The organism is Lolliginicoccus lacisalsi (assembly GCF_014841105.1).
Taxonomy (GTDB): domain Bacteria; phylum Actinomycetota; class Actinomycetes; order Mycobacteriales; family Mycobacteriaceae; genus Lolliginicoccus; species Lolliginicoccus lacisalsi.
Genome location: NZ_JACYWE010000004.1, coordinates 117,016 through 135,041, shown reverse-complemented (window position 1 = coordinate 135,041; position 18,026 = coordinate 117,016). Strand labels below are relative to the sequence as shown.

The 18,026-nt window shown below is 68.4% G+C and carries 15 protein-coding genes and 1 riboswitch; of the genes, 4 read left to right on the top strand and 11 right to left on the bottom strand.

Annotated elements, in window-relative coordinates:
- The first annotated feature begins 54 nt into the window (after positions 1 to 54).
- Complete coding sequence (locus tag HT102_RS08420; protein ID WP_225443415.1) at positions 55 to 1,293, top strand: hypothetical protein; 1,239 nt, start codon at positions 55 to 57, stop codon at positions 1,291 to 1,293.
- Between the two features lie 415 nt (positions 1,294 to 1,708).
- Entirely contained in the window at positions 1,709 to 3,001 is a 1,293-nt protein-coding gene (locus tag HT102_RS08415; protein WP_333473347.1) for a D-alanyl-D-alanine carboxypeptidase family protein, read from the top strand.
- 32 nt (positions 3,002 to 3,033) lie between these two features.
- Here HT102_RS08415 and yhjD read toward each other — a convergent pair whose 3' ends face one another.
- The 6 genes from yhjD to HT102_RS08385 form a co-directional block, all read right to left on the bottom strand.
- Complete coding sequence (gene yhjD, locus HT102_RS08410; protein WP_192038975.1) at positions 3,034 to 4,065, bottom strand: inner membrane protein YhjD; 1,032 nt, start codon at positions 4,063 to 4,065, stop codon at positions 3,034 to 3,036.
- Positions 4,066 to 4,070: 5 nt separating this feature from the next.
- Positions 4,071 to 5,126 carry a tryptophan--tRNA ligase gene (gene trpS / locus HT102_RS08405; protein WP_192038974.1) on the bottom strand — a complete coding sequence of 352 codons (1,056 nt, stop codon included), beginning with the start codon at positions 5,124 to 5,126 and terminating at the stop codon, positions 4,071 to 4,073.
- A 52-nt stretch (positions 5,127 to 5,178) separates the two neighbouring features.
- Positions 5,179 to 5,991, bottom strand: a complete 813-nt coding sequence (locus HT102_RS08400; protein WP_192038973.1) for an exodeoxyribonuclease III — start codon at positions 5,989 to 5,991, stop codon at positions 5,179 to 5,181.
- A 1-nt stretch (position 5,992) separates the two neighbouring features.
- A complete protein-coding gene (locus tag HT102_RS08395; protein WP_408611332.1) occupies positions 5,993 to 7,246 on the bottom strand; it encodes an MFS transporter in 1,254 nt (417 codons plus the stop codon).
- A 478-nt stretch (positions 7,247 to 7,724) separates the two neighbouring features.
- Positions 7,725 to 8,312 (bottom strand): hypothetical protein, encoded by a 588-nt coding sequence (locus HT102_RS08390; protein ID WP_192038972.1) that lies wholly within the window; start codon positions 8,310 to 8,312, stop codon positions 7,725 to 7,727.
- Positions 8,313 to 8,472: 160 nt separating this feature from the next.
- On the bottom strand, positions 8,473 to 9,693 hold the full coding sequence (locus tag HT102_RS08385; RefSeq protein WP_192038971.1) for an NADP-dependent isocitrate dehydrogenase: 1,221 nt from the start codon (positions 9,691 to 9,693) through the stop codon (positions 8,473 to 8,475).
- Between the two features lie 311 nt (positions 9,694 to 10,004).
- Positions 10,005 to 10,124: riboswitch (SAM riboswitch) on the top strand.
- Positions 10,125 to 10,392: 268 nt separating this feature from the next.
- On the opposite strand from HT102_RS08385, the gene HT102_RS08380 reads away from it, so the two are divergent.
- Positions 10,393 to 11,685: a bifunctional o-acetylhomoserine/o-acetylserine sulfhydrylase gene (locus HT102_RS08380; protein WP_192038970.1), complete on the top strand. Its 1,293-nt coding sequence runs from the start codon at positions 10,393 to 10,395 to the stop codon at positions 11,683 to 11,685.
- A 2-nt stretch (positions 11,686 to 11,687) separates the two neighbouring features.
- Positions 11,688 to 12,890: a homoserine O-acetyltransferase MetX gene (gene metX / locus HT102_RS08375; protein WP_192038969.1), complete on the top strand. Its 1,203-nt coding sequence runs from the start codon at positions 11,688 to 11,690 to the stop codon at positions 12,888 to 12,890.
- A gap of 331 nt (positions 12,891 to 13,221) precedes the next feature.
- Here the strand turns inward: metX and HT102_RS08370 are convergent, their stop codons facing one another.
- From HT102_RS08370 to HT102_RS08350, 5 genes are all read right to left on the bottom strand, one after another.
- Positions 13,222 to 13,482 carry a DUF3017 domain-containing protein gene (locus HT102_RS08370; protein ID WP_192039122.1) on the bottom strand — a complete coding sequence of 87 codons (261 nt, stop codon included), beginning with the start codon at positions 13,480 to 13,482 and terminating at the stop codon, positions 13,222 to 13,224.
- Positions 13,483 to 13,742: 260 nt separating this feature from the next.
- The gene (locus HT102_RS08365) at positions 13,743 to 14,594 is read right to left on the bottom strand and encodes a bifunctional methylenetetrahydrofolate dehydrogenase/methenyltetrahydrofolate cyclohydrolase (RefSeq protein WP_192038968.1); all 852 of its coding nucleotides are present in this window, start codon (positions 14,592 to 14,594) and stop codon (positions 13,743 to 13,745) included.
- A gap of 68 nt (positions 14,595 to 14,662) precedes the next feature.
- The gene (locus HT102_RS08360; RefSeq protein ID WP_225443414.1) at positions 14,663 to 15,472 is read right to left on the bottom strand and encodes an ABC transporter permease; all 810 of its coding nucleotides are present in this window, start codon (positions 15,470 to 15,472) and stop codon (positions 14,663 to 14,665) included.
- Complete coding sequence (locus tag HT102_RS08355) at positions 15,469 to 16,425, bottom strand: ATP-binding cassette domain-containing protein (protein WP_192038967.1); 957 nt, start codon at positions 16,423 to 16,425, stop codon at positions 15,469 to 15,471. Before HT102_RS08355 ends, HT102_RS08360 begins: the two co-directional genes overlap by 4 nt.
- Before the next feature lie 54 nt (positions 16,426 to 16,479).
- Positions 16,480 to 17,823 (bottom strand): hypothetical protein, encoded by a 1,344-nt coding sequence (locus HT102_RS08350; RefSeq protein ID WP_192038966.1) that lies wholly within the window; start codon positions 17,821 to 17,823, stop codon positions 16,480 to 16,482.
- Positions 17,824 to 18,026 lie beyond the last annotated feature (203 nt).

The following is an 18,026-nucleotide window of genomic DNA, read 5'->3' as shown; positions in this document are numbered from 1 at the left end:
CTCGCGCCGTGTTCGCGAGGAAAATGGAGGCGTTGCCGCGTCCAAGGAGGTTCCATGTCCCGCCATGCCAGCGATGACGCCTACCACGGTGGCGATCCAGGCTCGTTCTCGCTCGTCGAGCATGCTGCCGAATCGGTGGATCAGCGACGCGATCGCATAACCCAGCAGGTCCGGCTCTGGAGCGAGCAATCGTTCATCGCCGAGGAGGAGATCGAGGGCGCTCATCCCGACCTGTCGGACGAGTCCGCGCTGCTCATCGCGATGGGCTACGTGGACGAGGAGATCCGGGAGGTGCTGATCGCCCGGCGGCGGGCTGACCGGGACCTGCCCGACATCGGCGGCTACGCGGAGCTGCGTGCGCTATCGGACGAGCATGCCCGCGCTGTCGCGCGGTTCCACGCCGCCAACCTGGGCGTGTCGCGCTCCCTGCTCGGAGTCCGGGCGGGCGAGCTAGGGCACCTGTTGCAGGTCAAGCAGAACGAGTTCGTCTTCTCCGACAAGCATTTCCCGCGCAACGCGCGCGCGGTGCGGCGCGACAAGCGCGATGGCGTGCATCTCTCGGTCGAGCAGCGGGAAGCGCTGTTTGATGCGCTGCGCCGCACGCCTGCGCCGATGGCGGCCAGCCCAGACCAGGTGGAGCAGTTCACCCGTCCGCTCGGCCATGCCGCGGAGGTGCTCGCGCAGATCTCGGAGGGCACGCGCCGGTTCCTGCTGGGTCGGGCCGCCGGCCCCCGGATGCCCACGTTCGTCCCGGATCCGGGACAGTTCACGGATCGGTATGACACGTTGCTGTACCTCGCCGGATCGCTGTATGACCGCATCAGCAACTCGTCCGCGTGGCACTCGGAGCATTTCACGCTCCAGCGGGGGCAGCTCGATCTCGGGGAGGAGCTGACGCAGATCGCGGTGGATACCGCGGCGCTGCGGATGATCGTGACGGAGCTCAACGCGCTGGATCGCACATCGAACGCCGCGGCGCAGGACCATATCCGGGAACGGTTCGAGGCGCTGGTGCCGGTGTGGGAGCAGCTCGTGGAGCGGGTGGCCGCGCTCGCGCGCATCGGGGACCTGTTGACGCAGGCCGAGTACAAGCTGCGCACGATCAACACGGTGCGGCGGGCCCGCAGCCTCGATGGCAAGATCGATGACCTGATCTCGCGCTCGGGCCTGCGGGAGCTCTCGGTGCAGAACACCCACGAGATCGGGGACCAGTTCGTGGATGTCGATGCTGCGATGGATACGTATCAGAGCATCATCGTCGGGGATATCGCGGCGCTGACCTCGCGCCACTAGTCCGCGAACGACGCGGCGGGGGCTCTCCCTGCTTCCTGTGGGAAGCATAAGAGAGATCTCGGTCACATCCCGAGTGTCCACGAGGTGGCGCGCACACCCACATGCGCAACCCCCACCTGGGACTATCCTACGCGTCCAGATTGCGAAAACCCTCTGCGCAAACATTGCGCGAACAAGAGTGCTTCCCATTCTCTTACCCGTCCTTTAATGTCATTGGCACACGGTGATCGCGGTCATATGACTGGGGGGTTAGTGACCGCCGATCATGGGGGGACGACAAGAGCGCATGCGAGCAGCATGCGCTCTTGTCGCGTATCCATCCAGCGACTTCCGCCCCGAAATGCCCGGAAAAACCCCGCACCTCGAATAATGTCTTGACCCGATGAAGACGCCAGCGCATGCCACATTCGCCATCGTGACGACATTGCTGATCGTCGCGCCCACGCTTGGCCTGCTCGCTGGCCCGCACCCCCCCGCGCGAGCCCAGGACGGCACCACGAGCGAGACCCTCACCAGCACGCCACCCTCCACGACGCCGGACACCGCCGATTGCCCCAATCGGCGCACGCCGGGACCCGCCGCGGACAGCTCCGAAGTACCCCGCCCCGGCCAGCCGGAGCCCAGCCCGCTCCCCATTCCCGCGATTCCCATCGGTGGCCCGCAGCTCGACGCATGCGACCTGCTCGTGCTCCCCGGAGCGCCGCCACCCCCGAGTGACATCTCCGCCGCGAGCTGGCTGCTCGCCGACCTCGACACCGGAGAGGTGCTCGCGGCCAAGGACCCGCACGGCCGCTACCGGCCCGCCAGCACCATCAAGACCCTCCTCGCGCTCGTGGTCCTCGACAACCTCGACCTCGCCGCCACCATCACCGGAACCCTCGAGGACGCCAATATCGAGGGCAGCCGCGCCGGCATCGGCCCCCGTGGCACCTACACCAACCAGCTTCTCCTCGAAGCGCTCCTGCTCGCCTCGGGCAACGACGCCGCCAACGCCTTCGCCCGCCAGCTCGGCGGAGCCGAGGCAACCACGCAGCAGATGACCGCGCTCGCCCAGCAGCTCGGCGCCCTCGACACGCGCGTGGCCACCCCTTCCGGGCTCGACGGGCCGGGCATGTCCTCGTCCGCCTACGACCTCGCCATGCTGTTCCGCGAGGCCATGGGCAGGCCCGAGTTCGCCCGCACCATCACCACCAACCAGGTCGATTTCCCCGGTTACCCCGCCGACCCCCCCATCCCCGGCGACTTCGACCGCCCCGGCTTCGCGCTCGGCAACGACAACGTCGTGAACTGGTACTACGAGCCATCGCTCGGTGGCAAGAACGGATTCACCGACTCCGCCCGCCAGACCTACGTCGGAGCAGCGGAGAAGGACGGCCGGCGCCTTGTCCTGTCGATCCTGCGCGCCGATAACGAGCCGCAACAGGTGTGGCAGCAGATCGCCGCGCTCTTCGACTACGGGTTCGAGCTGCCCCGTGACCAGTCCGTGGGTTCCCTCGACGCGGCACGCTTCCTCGACGAGCTCGCCGCCGCCCCCGAGAGCGACGACACCCCGCGCGATGCCGCGGCACCGCTACCGACCACGCAGGACCCTGATGCCGGTAGCCTCCCAACGAGGATCCTCGTGGTCGGCATCGTCAGCGCGATCATCGCGATCGGAATCGTCTCCGCCATCATCCGGCAGCGCACTGGACGCGGCGCCTCGCTCTAGCGGCGCCTCGCTCTAGCGGTGGCGCGCAAGTCCTACGAGCGCGGCGTACCTGGCTTGCGGCGCAGGCCGGAGACTCCCAGCACTGCTGCCGCACCGATGCCAAACCCAACGATGCCACTGGCAAACGGGCTGCCCTGGCGCATCACCACGGGGGTGTTGATGATCGCAGGATCCGGCGGCGCCACGATGGCCTTCTCCAGGCTCTCCTCGGAGGTGGCGGCCCACGCCGTAGCGAAGAGCAGGAACCGGGACGTGGTGAAGATGAAGACCAGGATGCCAATGATCGGGCCGAACACCGCGCCGGCCGGGCTCTGCGTAACCCCGGTCAAGTAGGCCACTCCGACCTGCTTGAACACCGCGAACACCAGAGCTGCCATGAGGCCCGCGCGGGCGGCGCTCACGAACGCGACCGGCTGCCGGGGCATGCGGGCGATGACCCAGGTGAACACCCACCAGGTCGCAGCGATGGCGACTGCGAACGACACGACCCGCACGAGGATCCCCACGCCAGGTGCTTCATCAAGGTTCACCAGTGCGAGCAGCGAGCGGGTCAGGCCGCTGCCGCCTAGTGCGCTGAGGGCGATCGAGAGCGCGAAGGCGAGGAAGAGGGTGATCATCGCGACCAGGTCCACCAGCTTGGTCTTGAGGAAGTTCGCCTTGGGGATCGGCTGGGCCCACTGCGCGCTGAGCGCCTTGCGCAGGTTGCCGATCCAGCCGAGGCCCGAGTAGAGGGCGATGATGATGCCGATGATGCCGACGGTATTGCGCTGCTCGATGGCCTGATCGATCAGCGCATTGACCTGCTCGCCCATCCCGCCCGGGATCGACTCGGAGACCTGGTTCTTCACCTGGTCGAGCAGCTCGAGGTTACCGGCGAGCACGAAGCCGGCACCGGCGAACCCGACCATCAGCAGCGGGAACAGCGCTAGCACGCTGAAGTAGGTGATACCGGCTGCGTAGTAGTCGCCGTGCTGCTCGGTGAATCGCATCGCCGCCCGGATGAGATGGTCGAGCCACGGACGCTTGGCTCGCTGCCGGGCAAGGAATCCTGGCTGGTCGGCCATTGCCGTCACCCCTTCGGTGGGAGGAACCCAATCTTGTCGTATACGGTCGCGAGCGTCTCGGAGGCCACCGACCGGGCCCGGCCGGCCCCGAGCTCGAGGATGCGATCAAGCTCGGCCCGATCGTCGAGGAAGCCATCGACCTTCGCCTTCAGCGGCACCACGAAGCTCGTGAGGACCTCCGCGGTATCGACCTTGAGATCACCGTATCCCTTTCCGGCGAAGTGCTGTTCGAGTTCCGCGATGCTCCGGCCCGACAGCACTGAATTGATCACCAGCAAGTTGGACACGCCAGCCTTCGCGGCAGGGTCATAGCGGATCTCCCGCTCGGCATCGGTGACCGCCGAGCGGATCTTCTTCGCCGACACCTTCGGATCATCGAGCAGATTGATCAGCCCCGCCGGGCTCGGGCCCGACTTGCTCATCTTCGACGTCGGGTCCTGCAGGTCATAGATCTTCGCGGATTCCTTGGTGATGAAGGCATCCGGAACGGTGAAGGCCGCGCCGAAGCGACTATTGAAGCGCTGCGCGAGATCCCGGGTCAGCTCGAGATGCTGGCGCTGGTCCTCCCCCACCGGCACGAACTGCGCCTGGTACAGCAGGATGTCCGCCGCCATCAGCATCGGATAGGTGAACAGCCCCACGCTGGACGACTCCGAGCCCTGCTTGGCGGACTTGTCCTTGAACTGCGTCATCCGGCTCGCCTCGCCGAACCCCGTCAGGCACATCAGCACCCAGGCGAGCTGGGCATGCTCGGGAACCTGGCTCTGCGCGAAGATGGTCGACTTGCCCGGATCGATGCCCACCGCGAGCAACTGGGCCGCGGCCACGCGAGTGCGGGCACGCAGCGCCTCGGGGTCATGCGGGACGGTAATGGCATGCATGTCCGGGATGAAGTAGAACGAATCGAAGTCATCCTGCATCGCCACCCAGTTCTGCAGCGCGCCAAGATAGTTGCCGAGGTGGAACGAGTCAGCCGTCGGCTGGATTCCCGAGAGCACGCGCGGCTTGCTGCTCGGGGCCTGAACTCCAGGGGCCGGGACAGCAGGATTGGTGGACGTCATCGCGGTGTCTTCCTTCTGGATCGAACCGGGCCAGTTCGGGGATCGGATCGGGCTAGGCGGCGTAGCGGACAGTGACCGGGGCATGGTCGGACCATCGAGCATCGTACGTGGCGGCCCGCTCCACCCGCGCGTCCGCTGCACGATCCGCCAGCGCGCCCGTAGCTACCTGGTAGTCGATGCGCCAGCCCGCGTCGTTGTCGAAAGCCTTGCCGCGGTAGGACCACCATGAGTAAGGGCCTTCCACGCCGGGGTGCAGCGCCCGCACCACATCGGTCCAGGGCGTCCCGTCGCCAATGATGCCGGTGAGCCACTCCCGCTCGTGCGGCAGGAAGCCCGAGGACTTGAGGTTGCCCTTCCAGTTCTTGATGTCCGCCTCGGCGTGCGCGCTGTTCCAATCGCCGCACACCACCATCTCCCGGCCCGAGCGTGCCCGCACGGCGAGGAACGCGCCGAACTCGGCGAGGAAGCGATCCTTCTCGTCCTGCTTCGGGGTGTTCGCCTCCCCCGACGGCAGGTACAGGCTCGCCACCGTCAGTGGCTGCCCGCCGTGCTCGAAGTCAGCCTCGAGGTAGCGGCCGGCATCGTCGAACTCATCGGAGCCGAACCCGATGCGCACCTCCGCGGGCGCGGTGCGCGACAGCACGGCCACGCCATTGCGGCCCTTCGCGGCAGGCTCCGCCGAAGTGAGCATCCATCCCTCATCCAGGACCGGAGCGAGCGCCGTGGCGAGCTGCTTGTCGTCGGCCCGCGTCTCCTGCAGGCACACGATGCCCGCCTCGGTGCTGCTCAGCCACTCGAGCAGCCCCTTGCGGGCGGCGGCGCGCACGCCATTGACGTTGACGGTACTCACGATGATCCCGGGCACGTCATCGCACGCTAGCGGACAACCCCGTCCGAGGGAAACCACCACGGCGTTGCAGCAGGACCGCGAGCGCGAGCACCCCGATGCCCGCTACCGCCAGCACAGCGCCCGCCGCGGCCGGGGCGGTGTAGCCCAGCCCCGCGGCGAGCACCGCCCCTCCCAGTGCCGCGCCCAGGCCATTGGCGATGTTCAGCGCGGAGTGGTTCGCCGTGGCCGCCAGGGTCTGCGCATCGCCGGCCACATCCATCAGCATCGTCTGCAAGCCGGGGACCAGCGCCGAGCCAAGAATCGCGATGAGGACGAGGTTCGATACCGCGAGCACCACAACGGTGCTCGTCACGGTGAACAGCCCCAGCGCGACCGCGAGCAGCGTGAACAACCCGAACAGGCCGGGCACCAGCGCGCGATCGGCCACCGCGCCGCCGAGAAAGTTCCCGATCACCATGCCCACCCCGTAGAGCAGCAGTACCAGCGGCACCACGGCGCGTGGCAGCCCGATCTCCTCGGTGACGGTGGAACTGATGAACGTGTAGACGGCGAACATGCCACCGAACCCGACGATGCCGGTGAGCAGCACGAGCCAGATCCGGATGTTGCGGAAGCCCGAGAGCTCCGCGAGCGGGCTCGCGCCCTCGATGAGCGGCACGTCGGGCACCCAACGAACGATCAGCAGCACTGCGGCGGCACCGATCAGGACCACCAGGCCGAAGGCGGAGCGCCACCCCAGGTGCTGCCCCAGGGCTGTCGCCACGGGCACGCCGATGACGTTGGCGATGCTCAGTCCCAGCATGATCTGCGCGACCGCCCGGGCACGCGCTCCAGGGGCGGCGAGGCCCGCGGCCACCAGTGCTGCCACGCCGAAGAACGCGCCGTGCGGGAGACCGGCCACGATCCGAGCTGCCATGAGCGTGCCGTAGGTGGGCGCGAGCACGGTAGCGGCGTTGCCGAGGGTGAACGCCACCATCAGCCCGATGAGCAGCGCGCGGCGCGGCACGCGCGAGGCGGCGATCGCGATGATAGGCGCGCCGACCACGACACCCAGCGCGTAGGCGCTGATGAGCTTGCCCGCGTGCGGCTCCGACACCGACATCGACCGCGCGATCTCGGGCAGCAGCCCCATGGCGACGAACTCGGTGGTGCCGATGCCGAAGGAGCCGAGCATCATCGCGAGCATCGCCAGCCGGACATGGCGGCGCCGCGCTTGCCCGCCCGCGACCTGTCGCGGATCGACCGGGGTGGAGGTCGGCGGCACGGGCATTCTCCTGACGGCGTTCGGCCTCGGATGGGCGGGGGCAGGTGGCGAGGCGCGAAAGGATCAATGCTCCCGCGCCGGCACCAGACCACGCAACACCATCAACGGCCGCGCTGATGCCCGCGCGAGCGCGAATGTGAGCGGCCTTACCCCTGCCCAGCCCGAAATGCCGTGTCCGCGCCGGTTTGCTGCCCCGCGCTGGTTTGCTGCCCCGCGCCGGTTTGCTGCCCCGCGCCGGTGGAAACTTTTCCCGCCTCAGTGGGGAAAAGTTTCCACTGCCGTGCGCCCGAGCGCGCCAGGACTCTGGCAGGCGACTACTGCCAGGGGCGCCATCGCGCAACGCAACCACTGCCGTGCGCCCGAGAACGCCGGGCGACCATCTCCCTGCACCAGCAAACGATCCCCCCGGCATGGTTGCCAGGGGGATCGCCAGCGCTGGTCCAGGACTAGGACGCTGGTCCAGGGCTAGGACGCTGGTCCAGGGCTAGGAAAGTCCGCCGAAGTCCGTCATGAGCTGCGCCTCGAGGCAGCCGAGCACCGCGTCGAAGTCGAACACGTCTACTCCGCCACCGAGGCACACCTCGATGCCGCCACCGGGGCAGCCCTCGACGTCGAGCGTGTTGAACGTGGTGAACGGGTTCGGATCATCCGGGCCAGAGACAACCCAGTCGTAGCCGTTCTCATCACCGTAGGCACCGATGTCCGCACCGAAGTTGGCGGTGCCGTAGCCGGTCCACGCCGGATCATCGTAGTCGCGCTCGCCGCCGCCGAACACGCGGTAGCTGATCGTCGTCGTATCCGAGGTGAACGGTCCGACCGTGATGGAGGCGGCGGAGCCGTCGACCGGGATGGGCGCGGTCTGGGTATTGCCCTCCGCGCTAACCACGAGCATCATGTTGTTGCTCTTGTGCGTGCCCGCGGCATCGTTGATCGTTGCCTCGAACGTCGTCTCGCCGCATTCGCCCGCGGGAGCCGTGGTGACGACTGCCCCATTGTGGCTGGCGAGAGCCGGGCCCCATGACGCGGCAAAGGCGAGAGCGCCTGCCCCGAGAACTGCTGCGGTCCGCTTCATCTTCAAGATTCCTCCACGATTCGGGGGCTTGCGCCCCGCTAGTGCCATAAAAACCGTGGGCGTAAAGTAACACGGGCGTAAAGGGATTCGTGGCACTATCGAAGAATCGCCGGGGAGCGCGGATCCGCGCCCGTTGCAGCGTCGCGGCCCGTCCTCGCCGCTACTCCTTGAGGGCGGCCGCGAGGTTGTCATCGAGTGCCGCGAGGAACTCCTCCGTGGTGAGCCAGCCCTGCTCGCCGCCCACGAGGCCCGCGAGGTCCTTGGTCATCTGGCCGCTCTCGACGGTCTTGATGACCACGTCCTCGAGCTTGTGGGCGAACTCCACGACGGCCGGGGTGTCGTCGAGCTTGCCGCGGTGCTCGAGCCCCCGCGTCCAGGCGAAGATCGAGGCGATCGGGTTCGTGGAGGTCGGCTTGCCCTGCTGGTGCATCCGGTAGTGGCGGGTGACGGTGCCATGCGCTGCTTCGGCCTCGACGGTCTTGCCGTCCGGGGTCATCAGCACCGAGGTCATCAGGCCGAGCGAGCCGTAGCCCTGCGCGACCGTGTCGGACTGCACATCGCCGTCATAGTTCTTGCAGGCCCAGACGTATCCACCCTCCCATTTGAGGGCGGAGGCGACCATGTCGTCGATCAAGCGATGCTCGTAGGTCAGTCCGGCCGCGTCGAACTCGGACTTGAACTCTTCCTCGAAGACACGCTGGAACTCATCCTTGAACATGCCGTCATAGGCCTTGAGGATCGTGTTCTTCGTCGACAGGTACACCGGATAGTTCTGCTGCAGCCCGTAGGACAGGGAGGCGCGCGCGAAATCCTGGATCGACTTCTTGAAGTTGTACATGCCGAGCACGACGCCGCCGTCCTCGGGCATCTTGACGACCTCGTGCACGATGGGCTCGCTGCCGTCCTCGGGCGTGAAGGTCAGCGTGACGGTACCGGCCTGGTGCACCTTGAAATCGGTGGCGCGGTACTGGTCGCCGAACGCGTGGCGCCCCACGACCACCGGCTTCGTCCAGCCCGGGACGAGCCGCGGAACGTTGGAAATAATAATGGGGGCACGAAAGATCGTGCCCCCGAGGATGTTGCGGATGGTGCCGTTGGGCGACCGCCACATCTTCTTGAGCCCGAACTCCTCCATGCGCGCCTCGTCCGGGGTGATGGTGGCGCACTTGACGCCTACCCCGTGCTTCTTGATCGCATTGGCGGCGTCCACGGTGACCTCGTCATCCGTGGCATCGCGATTCTCCATGCCGAGGTCGTAGTACTCGAGGTTCACATCGAGGTACGGATGGATCAGCTTGTCCTTGATGAACTGCCAGATGATACGGGTCATCTCGTCGCCATCGAGCTCTACGACAGTGCCCTCAACCTTGATCTTGGACATGGGTGTTCGCGTCCTCCTCGGCAATGGTCCTGGCGCGACTCTCGCGTGCCGCACTTTGTGAGTGCATCCGGCCCGCGCTCAGGCATCACGGTTCATCGGATTAAACCTATCGTGCTGGGAGGGTCCACGTCCCACCCACAGCAAACATGACAAGCGTACTGGTTGGAGTAGGCCCTCGAGGGATGCTTCGGGCCCCGCATGCCAGGAAGGCCCGCCACGCTGGGCCCAAGCCTAGCCCCGGCGCGCCGCGCGAGGACCGGCCCCCTCCCCCGATTCCCGCTTTGGCGCCAGTGGCGCTACTATCGGGAACAGGTCATGAGAAGCAGCGCCAAGCCCCGGCTGGCTGCTCGGCAACCCTCCTTCCGCGGTGGGGTGCCCCGGGTGATGACCAGGCATCGCGCGAAGCACCGCGCGCGCTGCAAGCGCGGGCCCGCTGGGACGGGCCCGGGAACCGGGTATTGTCACCAACGGAGGTTCACCATGAGTCGATGTCGCTAGCCACCGCTAGAGCCTGAGGGCGCGCCGGACCGCGCCCCGCCCACGGAACACCACCCGTCGCGCGAGCCCCAGGGCCCGGCCCCGCGGCCACCGTCGAGGTGAGTTCCCGCGCTCCACGCGGACCATTCGTGCCGTCCCCCCGCATCCCCGCAAGTCCGAGGCCGGGATGCTGCCCCGACACGACTCCCAGGAGATCACGCCATGAGCGACGCAGCAGCAAGCTGGAGCTTCGAGACCAAGCAGGTCCACGCCGGCCAGGCACCCGATCCAACAACGGGCGCCCGCGCCCTCCCGATCTACCAGACCACCTCGTACGCCTTCCGGGACACCGATCACGCCGCGGCGCTGTTCAGCCTCGCTGAGCCCGGCAATATCTACACGCGCATCATCAACCCCACCCAGGACGTGATCGAGCAGCGCATCGCCGCGCTCGAGGGCGGTGCCGCCGCGCTGCTCCTCGCCTCCGGCCAGGCGGCCGAGACCTACGCGATCCTCACCCTCGCCGAGGCTGGCGACCACATCGTCTCCAGCCCGCGCCTCTATGGCGGCACCTACAACCTGTTCCACTACTCGCTGCCCAAGCTCGGCATCACGGTGAGCTTCGTCGATGACCCCGACGATCTCGACCAGTGGCAGGCAGCCGTGCGCGACAACACCAAGGCGTTCTTCGGGGAAACGATCGCAAACCCCAGGGGCGAGATCCTCGACATCGACGGCATCGCTGGCATCGCCCATGCCAACGGGATCCCGCTGATCGTCGACAACACCGTCGCCACCCCCTATCTCATCCAGCCGCTCGCCCACGGCGCTGACATCGTCGTGCACTCCGCCACCAAGTACCTGGGCGGCCACGGCACCTCCGTCGCGGGCGTCATCGTCGACGGCGGCACCTTCGATTGGACGTCCGGCCGGTACCCCGGGTTCACCACTCCCGACCCGTCCTACAACGGCCTCGTCTACGCTGACCTCGGCCCGCCCGCCTTCGCGCTCAAGGCCCGCCTGACACTGCTCCGCGACACCGGTGCCGCGGTCTCGCCGTTCAACGCGTTCCTCATCGGGCAGGGAATAGAAACCCTCAGCCTGCGCATTGAACGTCATGTGCAGAACGCTCGCGCCGTAGCCGAACACCTCGCAAGCCGGGACGACGTCCTCGCCGTCCACTACTCCGGCCTGCCCGCTTCCCCCTGGTACGAGCGCGCCAGCAAGCTCGCGCCCAAGGGCCCCGGAGCGGTGCTGTCCTTCGAGCTCGAGGGCGGCGTGGAGGCCGGCAAGCGGTTCGTCAACGCGCTCGTCCTCCACAGCCATGTCGCTAACATCGGTGACGTGCGCTCCCTCGTCATCCACCCCGCATCAACGACGCACGCGCAGCTGTCTCCCGAGGAGCAGCTTTCCGCTGGCGTCACCCCCGGCCTCGTGCGGCTCGCCGTGGGCATCGAGGGCATCGAGGACATCATCGCCGACCTCCAGCTCGGATTCGAAGCGGCGGCATCTTGAGAGTGAGCCACCCGCGCAGCGTTCACCCGCCGCTCAGCAACCGCGCCCCGTCCGCGCCCTCCACCGGGCGCGGGGCGGAGCGTGGCCTAGGCAGTGCCCTCTGGCCAGCGCCGGACGGCAGTGTCGGCCACGTTCGCATCGGGCCGCTCCGCATGGAGAACGGTGCCACGCTGCCCGACGTGACCCTCGCGGTGCAGCGCTGGGGCGAGGTATCGCCCCGCGGCGACAACGTCATCCTGGCGCTGCACGCCCTCACCGGTGATTCCCACGTCACCGGTCCCGCCGATGCCCACCACCCCTCCCCGGGATGGTGGGACGGGCTCATCGGCCCCGGCGCGGTCGTCGACACCAACGAATGGTGCGTCCTCGCCGCCAATGCCGTCGGCGGCTGCCAGGGCAGCACCGGCCCCGGATCCCTCGCCCCCGACGGCAAGCCCTGGGGATCACGCTTCCCCGCAGTGACGATCCGCGACCAGGTCAACGCCGAGCGCAAGCTCGCTGACCTGCTCGGCATCGAGCGCTTCGCGTCCGTCCTGGGCGGCTCCATGGGCGGTGCCCGCGCGCTCGAATGGGCCATCACCTGCCCCGATCGCGTCGCCAGCGCGCTCGTCCTCGCCGTCGGAGCCCGCGCCACCGCCGATCAGATCGGCACCCAGACCGCGCAGATCCTCGCCATCAAGACCGACCCCGGCTGGCAGGGCGGCGATTACTACGGCACCGGTCGCTCTCCCGAGCACGGTCTGGGCGTGGCACGCCGCATCGCCCACCTCACCTACCGTGGCGAGGAAGAACTCGACACCCGGTTCGGCAACGATGCGCAGACCGACGTGTCACCCGTCCACGGTGGCCAGTACTCCATCCAGAGCTACCTCGACCACCAGGCCGGCAAGCTCGTCCACCGGTTCGACGCCGGTAGCTACGTCATCCTCAGCGACTCCCTCAGCAGCCACGACGTCGGCCGCGGTCGCGGCGGGCTCGATGCCGCGCTCGCCTCCTGCACCGTGCCCACCATCGTCGGTGGCATCACCTCCGACCGGCTCTCCCCCCTGCGCCTGCAGGAAGAGCTCGCCGCGAAGCTGCCAGGCTGCAAGGAACTGCGCGTGCTGCACACCGACAAGGGCCACGACGGCTTCCTCACCGATCTCGAGGAGATCTCCGCGCTCCTCACCGACACGATGGAGCTCGCGCGCCACAGCATTCGCTGAGCACGCGGCGGCGCGGCTGGTGGGTTGGGCGCGCGCGGCTGGTGGGTTGGGCTCGCGCGGCTGGTGGCGCGCTGCTAGTGGAAACTTTTCCCTCTAGGAGCGGGAAAATTTTCCACTCGCGCCGAGGTAGCAGGGCTGACCGGCGCTGGGACTGCCGCTTGAAGCCACGTCACCCGCCAGGCGTCGCAAAAGCACCGGAAACCACCAAACGCGATAGAAGCCGACCTGCATATCCGGCCGCTTCTATCGCGTTTGCGGCGGACGGCAGCCAACGCGCCGAACGGCAGCCAAAGCCACCGCCGCGCACCGGCAGCCACCGCCTAGACCGCGCCTAGTCGGTGCCGAGCGGATCGATGGACAAGGTCAGCCACACGATGATCACGCCCATGGACACGAGCACGCTCACGTCGAAGGGCTTGCTGCGCACCGCGATCAGTCCTGCCTGGATCTCGGGCAGGATGAGCCTGAACCAGGCAGCGAGCAACGAGGTGACGCCGAGGACGAATGCCCCGCGCCGCCAGCGGTCCTGCAGCACGAGCACGAGCGCGAGCAGCAGGAACACGCTGATGATGGCGAGCGGCACATGCGACATCGCAGCGCGGATCTGCTCGCGGCGCGCTGGGTGGATCCGTGGTGCCACTGGTTCCCCCTCGTCTGCTGGTCGTGGTCCCGTGCGGCGGTGCTGCCCTGCTCAAGGTGCTGCCCGGCTCAAGGTGCTGCCCGGCTCAAGTTTGTGTCCGGCTCAAGTTTGTGTCCGGCCCATTTTCCCAACCTAGTGGCGCGGGCGCGAGGCGCGAGGGATCTGCCTCCGCGCGCCGGCCCCGCCGGTCCATGCCGCCACTGCGAGCGAGATCAGGCTTGCTGCCGCTCGGCGCGCTCGACCACGTTGGCGATGAGGAAGGCCCGGGTGAGGGGGCCGACTCCGCCGGGGTTGGGCGAGACATGGCCGGCGGTGTCCCACACCTCGGGGGCGACATCACCGGCGAGCTTGCCTTCGACGCGGCTCACGCCGACATCGAGGACTGCGGCTCCGGGCTTGACCATGTCGGCGGTGATGATTCCGGGCACTCCGGCCGCGGCGATGACGATGTCGGCCTGGCGGACGTGGGCGGCGAGGTCGCGGGTGCCGGTGTGGCAGAGGGTGACGGTGGCGTTCTCGCTGCGCCGGGTGAGGAGCAGTCCGATGGGCCGACCGACGGTGATGCCGCGCCCGACAACGACGACGTGGGCACCAGCAATGGGCACGTCGTAGCGGCGCAGCAGGTGCACGATGCCGCGCGGCGTGCACGGCAGGGGTGCTTCCTTGCCGAGGACGAGGCGGCCGAGGTTGATGGGGTGGAGCCCGTCCGCGTCCTTGTCGGGGTCGATGCGCTCGAGGGCGGCGTTCTCGTCGAGGTGCTTGGGCAGGGGCAGCTGCACGATGTAGCCGGTGCAGGCCGGGTCCGCGTTGAGCTCGTCGATGGTGGCGTGCAGCTTTTCCTGGCTGATGTCAGCGGGCAGGTCGCGGCGGATGGAAGCGATGCCGACGCGGGCGCAGTCAGCGTGCTTGCCGCGCACGTATGCTGCCGAGCCGGGGTCGTCTCCGACGAGGATCGTGCCGAGCCCGGGCTGGATGCCGCGGGACTCGAGCACCTCCACGCGCGCTGCGAGGTCGTGGAAGAGTTCGTCGCGGGTGGCCTTGCCATCAAGTCTTGTCGCCGTCACGCCCGCTATTGTTCCAGGTTCTCGGGGCCGCTCGTCAAAGCGGGCGCGCGACGCATCAGCCGGGCAGCCTACGACCGGCGCATGTAGGCGCCCACGGTGAGGGGCACGAACACAGCGAGGATGAGCGCGAGGCCGAGGATCGCCCAGGCGGTGTCACTACCGGGGCTGCCGGTCATGGTGAGCTCGCGCAGTGCCGAGACGAGGTGGGAGATCGGGTTGAACCTGGCCACGGCCTGCATCCATCCGGGCATGGTCTCGATGGGCACGAGCGCGTTGGAAGCGAACATCAGCGGGGTCAGGACGAGCATGGAGAGGCCCTGGACGGCAGAAGGCTCGGTGAGGAGCACGCCGAGAAGCGCAAAGATCCAGCTGACGACGAATCCGGCGAGGATGACGAGGATGGCGCCGAGGAGCAGTCCGAGGATGCTCTCGGCGCGGTAGCCCATGACGTAGCCGACGAGGATGGTCATGATCGCGGCGATGGCGTAGCGGATGGTGGACGCGGCGAGCGCTCCGGCGAGCGGGGCGATGCGGGCGACGGGCAGGGCGTTGAAGCGGTCGAAGATGCCCTTGCTGATGTCGTCGGAGAGCTGTACCCCGGTAACGACGCTGACGGTGACGATGATCTGCACGAGCACGCCGGGAATGAGGAAGGGCAGGTAGGAGTCGACGCTTCCGGTGACGACGCCACCGAAGATGGTGGCGAACAGCACGGTGCCGACGATGGGCAGGATGATGACGTCGTAGAGCTGCTGGGGGCTGCGGCGCAGCTTGAGCAGTCCGCGGTAGGCCATCATGCGGGTCTGGTGGAACGTGGCGGCAAGGGTCACGCGGGCGATGGGCTCGATGGGTGGGGCGGGCGCGCGGGTGATGGTCAAGCGACATCCTCCTTGTGCGGGTTGCCGGTGAGGGCGAAGAAGACGGCGTTGAGGTCGGGGCGCTCGATCGCGAGGTCGCGGATCCCTATTCCGGCGGCGCGCAGCGCGAGGAGAACCTCTGGGACCTCGCTGGTGCTGGCGAGCGCGGCAGTGAGGGTTCCGGGGGTGGCGGCGGAGGCCTCGGCGCCGGTGGAGGCGGCGACGATGCGGGCGGCGCGGAGGGTGTCGTGCGGGTCGGTGACGGTGACGCGCAGGACGCTGTGGCCGATGCTGTCCTTGAGCTCATCGGGGCTGCCCTCGGCGACGACGGTGCCGTGGTCGATGACGGTGATGCGATCAGCGAGCTCGTCGGCCTCCTCGAGGTACTGGGTGGTGAGCAGGATGGTGGAGCCGCGCGCCACGAGCGAGCGCACGGTGTTCCACATGTCGACGCGGGTGCGCGGGTCGAGGCCCGTGGTGGGCTCGTCGAGGAAGATCAGCGGTGGCTCGGCGATGAGGCTCGCGGCGAGATCGAGGCGGCGGCGCATGCCGCCGGAGAAGCTCTTCAAGGGCTTGGTGGCGGAGTCGGTGAGGCTGAACTCCGCAAGCAGTTCGTCGGTGCGGGCGCGGGCACGGGCACGGTTGTAGCCGAGCAGCCGGGCGAAGATAGTGAGGTTCTCGCGGGCGCTGAGGTCATTGTCAACGCTGGCGTACTGGCCGGTGAGCCCGATGAGGGAGCGCACGGCGGTGGCGTCGCGGACGATGTCGTGGCCGAGGATGCGGGCTGTTCCGCCGGTGGGCCTGGTGAGGGTGGCGAGCATGCGCACTGTGGTGGTCTTTCCGGCACCGTTGGGGCCGAGGACCGCGTGGACGGTTCCGGTGGGCACGGCGAGGTCGACGGAGGTGACGGCGGCGAAGGTCCCGTAGTGCTTGGCGAGGCCCCGCGCGTCGATGGCGAGGGTTGGTTCGGTCATGAGTGCGGCCTCTCGTCGGTGTCGTCAAGCAGGGTGTCGTCAAGCAGGGCGGGGTTACCAGGGCTGCACGGCGAGCCCCCAGGAGCGCAGGACGTCGGCGCTGAGCTCGCGGAGTCCGTCGTCGTCGAGCGGGACGCGAGGGTCGAAGCCATAGACGCGGAGGCGGATGAGGCCGGCGGCCTCCAGGATGCCGATATTGAGCCGGCCGCCGGTGCGGAGGATCTGGTCGGGGCGGTATCCCTGGAGCACGAAGGTCATCATCATGTGGGTGGCGGGCGCTCCGTCGATGGACAGCAGCTGCTCGGGAGCGACGCCCACGTTGGAGCAGCCGACGCTGAGGTAGTCGCCGTGCAGGATCGTTCCGGCGAGGGCACGGACAGCGGGCCGGGGCAGGGCCGTGGTGATCGGGATCAGCGGCTCGAGCGGGTGGGGCTTGCCCTTGGCCTCGCTTAGCCGCTTCTTGGCGAGCGCGCGCACGGGCCCGAGCCCGGTGCGGACGTGGCCGGGATCGAGGGGGATGGTGACGCCGGTGATGGCATTGGCGCGATGGTCGCCTGCGGTCCTTTGGCTGACGGGGATGGCGAGCTGGACGGAGCCGTCGTCGGCAACGCGGCCGAGGCGGGTGGCGATGTCCGCGGCGATGGCCATGAACAGCGAGTTGGTGGTGCCGCCGAGCGCGGTGGCGCGGGTGGTCCAGTCGTGGCTGGCCACGGGCAGCGATGCGCCGGGGAAGCGGAACTCCCCGCTCGCGGTGGTGAGCCGCGCGATGACGTCGACGGCTACGGGCGCTGCGGCGGTGGTGCGTGGCCGCGGACGGTGCGCTGGCTTGCTGCTGGCGAGCGCGCGCGGGAGGCCTGCGAGAGCGAGGATGGTCGCGGGGGCGGCAGCGAGGGCAGCGCGGGAGTCAGCGAGGGCCGTTCGGGCCGTTGCTGCGTCATCGGCGGGGACGGGCAGCGCGGCATCCGAGGCGGCGGCGAGGAGCGCGTAGGTGAAGGCCTGCCCGTCGGCGATGCTGTGGGAGGCGAGGACGGAGACGACGGCTCCACCGGACTCGAGGTCGGCGACGGCCATGCGCCAGGTGGGCCCGGTTCCGCTGACGGGAGCATGGCTGCGGTCGCGGATCCAGTCCTCGACGGCGTGGTCGGGTAGCGGGCCAGGCGCATGCTCGATGGGCTCGCTGCCCGGTTCCTTGACCCAGCGGTCCCCGGCGGCGGGAATGGTGGCGGGAGCGATGCGGCGCGCGAGCGGGCCTTGCCCGAGACGTCGGTGGAAGCGGGCGAGAACATCATGGTCGACGGGGCGGTCGTACTTCCACACTGCCTGGCTCGCCACGCGGCGCCCGGCGGCGGCCTCCACCCGGTACGCGGCGCAGTCGAGGGGGGCGAGTCGTATGACCATGCGCTGATCGTAAAGGGCTTCGGGCATTGATGCGGGACACCATTTTCGCGTGATGTTCGGCAGTTATTGCCCGCGTAACAGGAAATGCAACAATTGCGGCATTCCGGGACGGCGTTTTCTCCATCGCTTAACATCCAGCATGTTCGGCACCAAGCCCGACCATCAACGAGAAAGCGGCACCGCCAGCAGGTTTCCACTCCCCC

Bases quoted from the DNA above. Each gene is read 5' to 3' on its own strand.
- HT102_RS08385 (WP_192038971.1), bottom strand. From the start codon at position 9,693: ATGTCCAAGATCAAGGTTGAGGGCACTGTCGTAGAGCTCGATGGCGAC.
- HT102_RS08395 (WP_408611332.1), bottom strand. From the start codon at position 7,246: ATGCCCGTGCCGCCGACCTCCACCCCGGTCGATCCGCGACAGGTCGCG.
- yhjD (WP_192038975.1), bottom strand. From the start codon at position 4,065: ATGGCCGACCAGCCAGGATTCCTTGCCCGGCAGCGAGCCAAGCGTCCG.
- trpS (WP_192038974.1), bottom strand. From the start codon at position 5,126: ATGACGTCCACCAATCCTGCTGTCCCGGCCCCTGGAGTTCAGGCCCCG.
- HT102_RS08380 (WP_192038970.1), top strand. From the start codon at position 10,393: ATGAGCGACGCAGCAGCAAGCTGGAGCTTCGAGACCAAGCAGGTCCAC.
- HT102_RS08390 (WP_192038972.1), bottom strand. From the start codon at position 8,312: ATGAAGCGGACCGCAGCAGTTCTCGGGGCAGGCGCTCTCGCCTTTGCC.
- HT102_RS08420 (WP_225443415.1), top strand. From the start codon at position 55: ATGTCCCGCCATGCCAGCGATGACGCCTACCACGGTGGCGATCCAGGC.
- HT102_RS08355 (WP_192038967.1), bottom strand. From the start codon at position 16,425: ATGACCGAACCAACCCTCGCCATCGACGCGCGGGGCCTCGCCAAGCAC.
- HT102_RS08370 (WP_192039122.1), bottom strand. From the start codon at position 13,482: ATGTCGCATGTGCCGCTCGCCATCATCAGCGTGTTCCTGCTGCTCGCG.
- HT102_RS08350 (WP_192038966.1), bottom strand. From the start codon at position 17,823: ATGGTCATACGACTCGCCCCCCTCGACTGCGCCGCGTACCGGGTGGAG.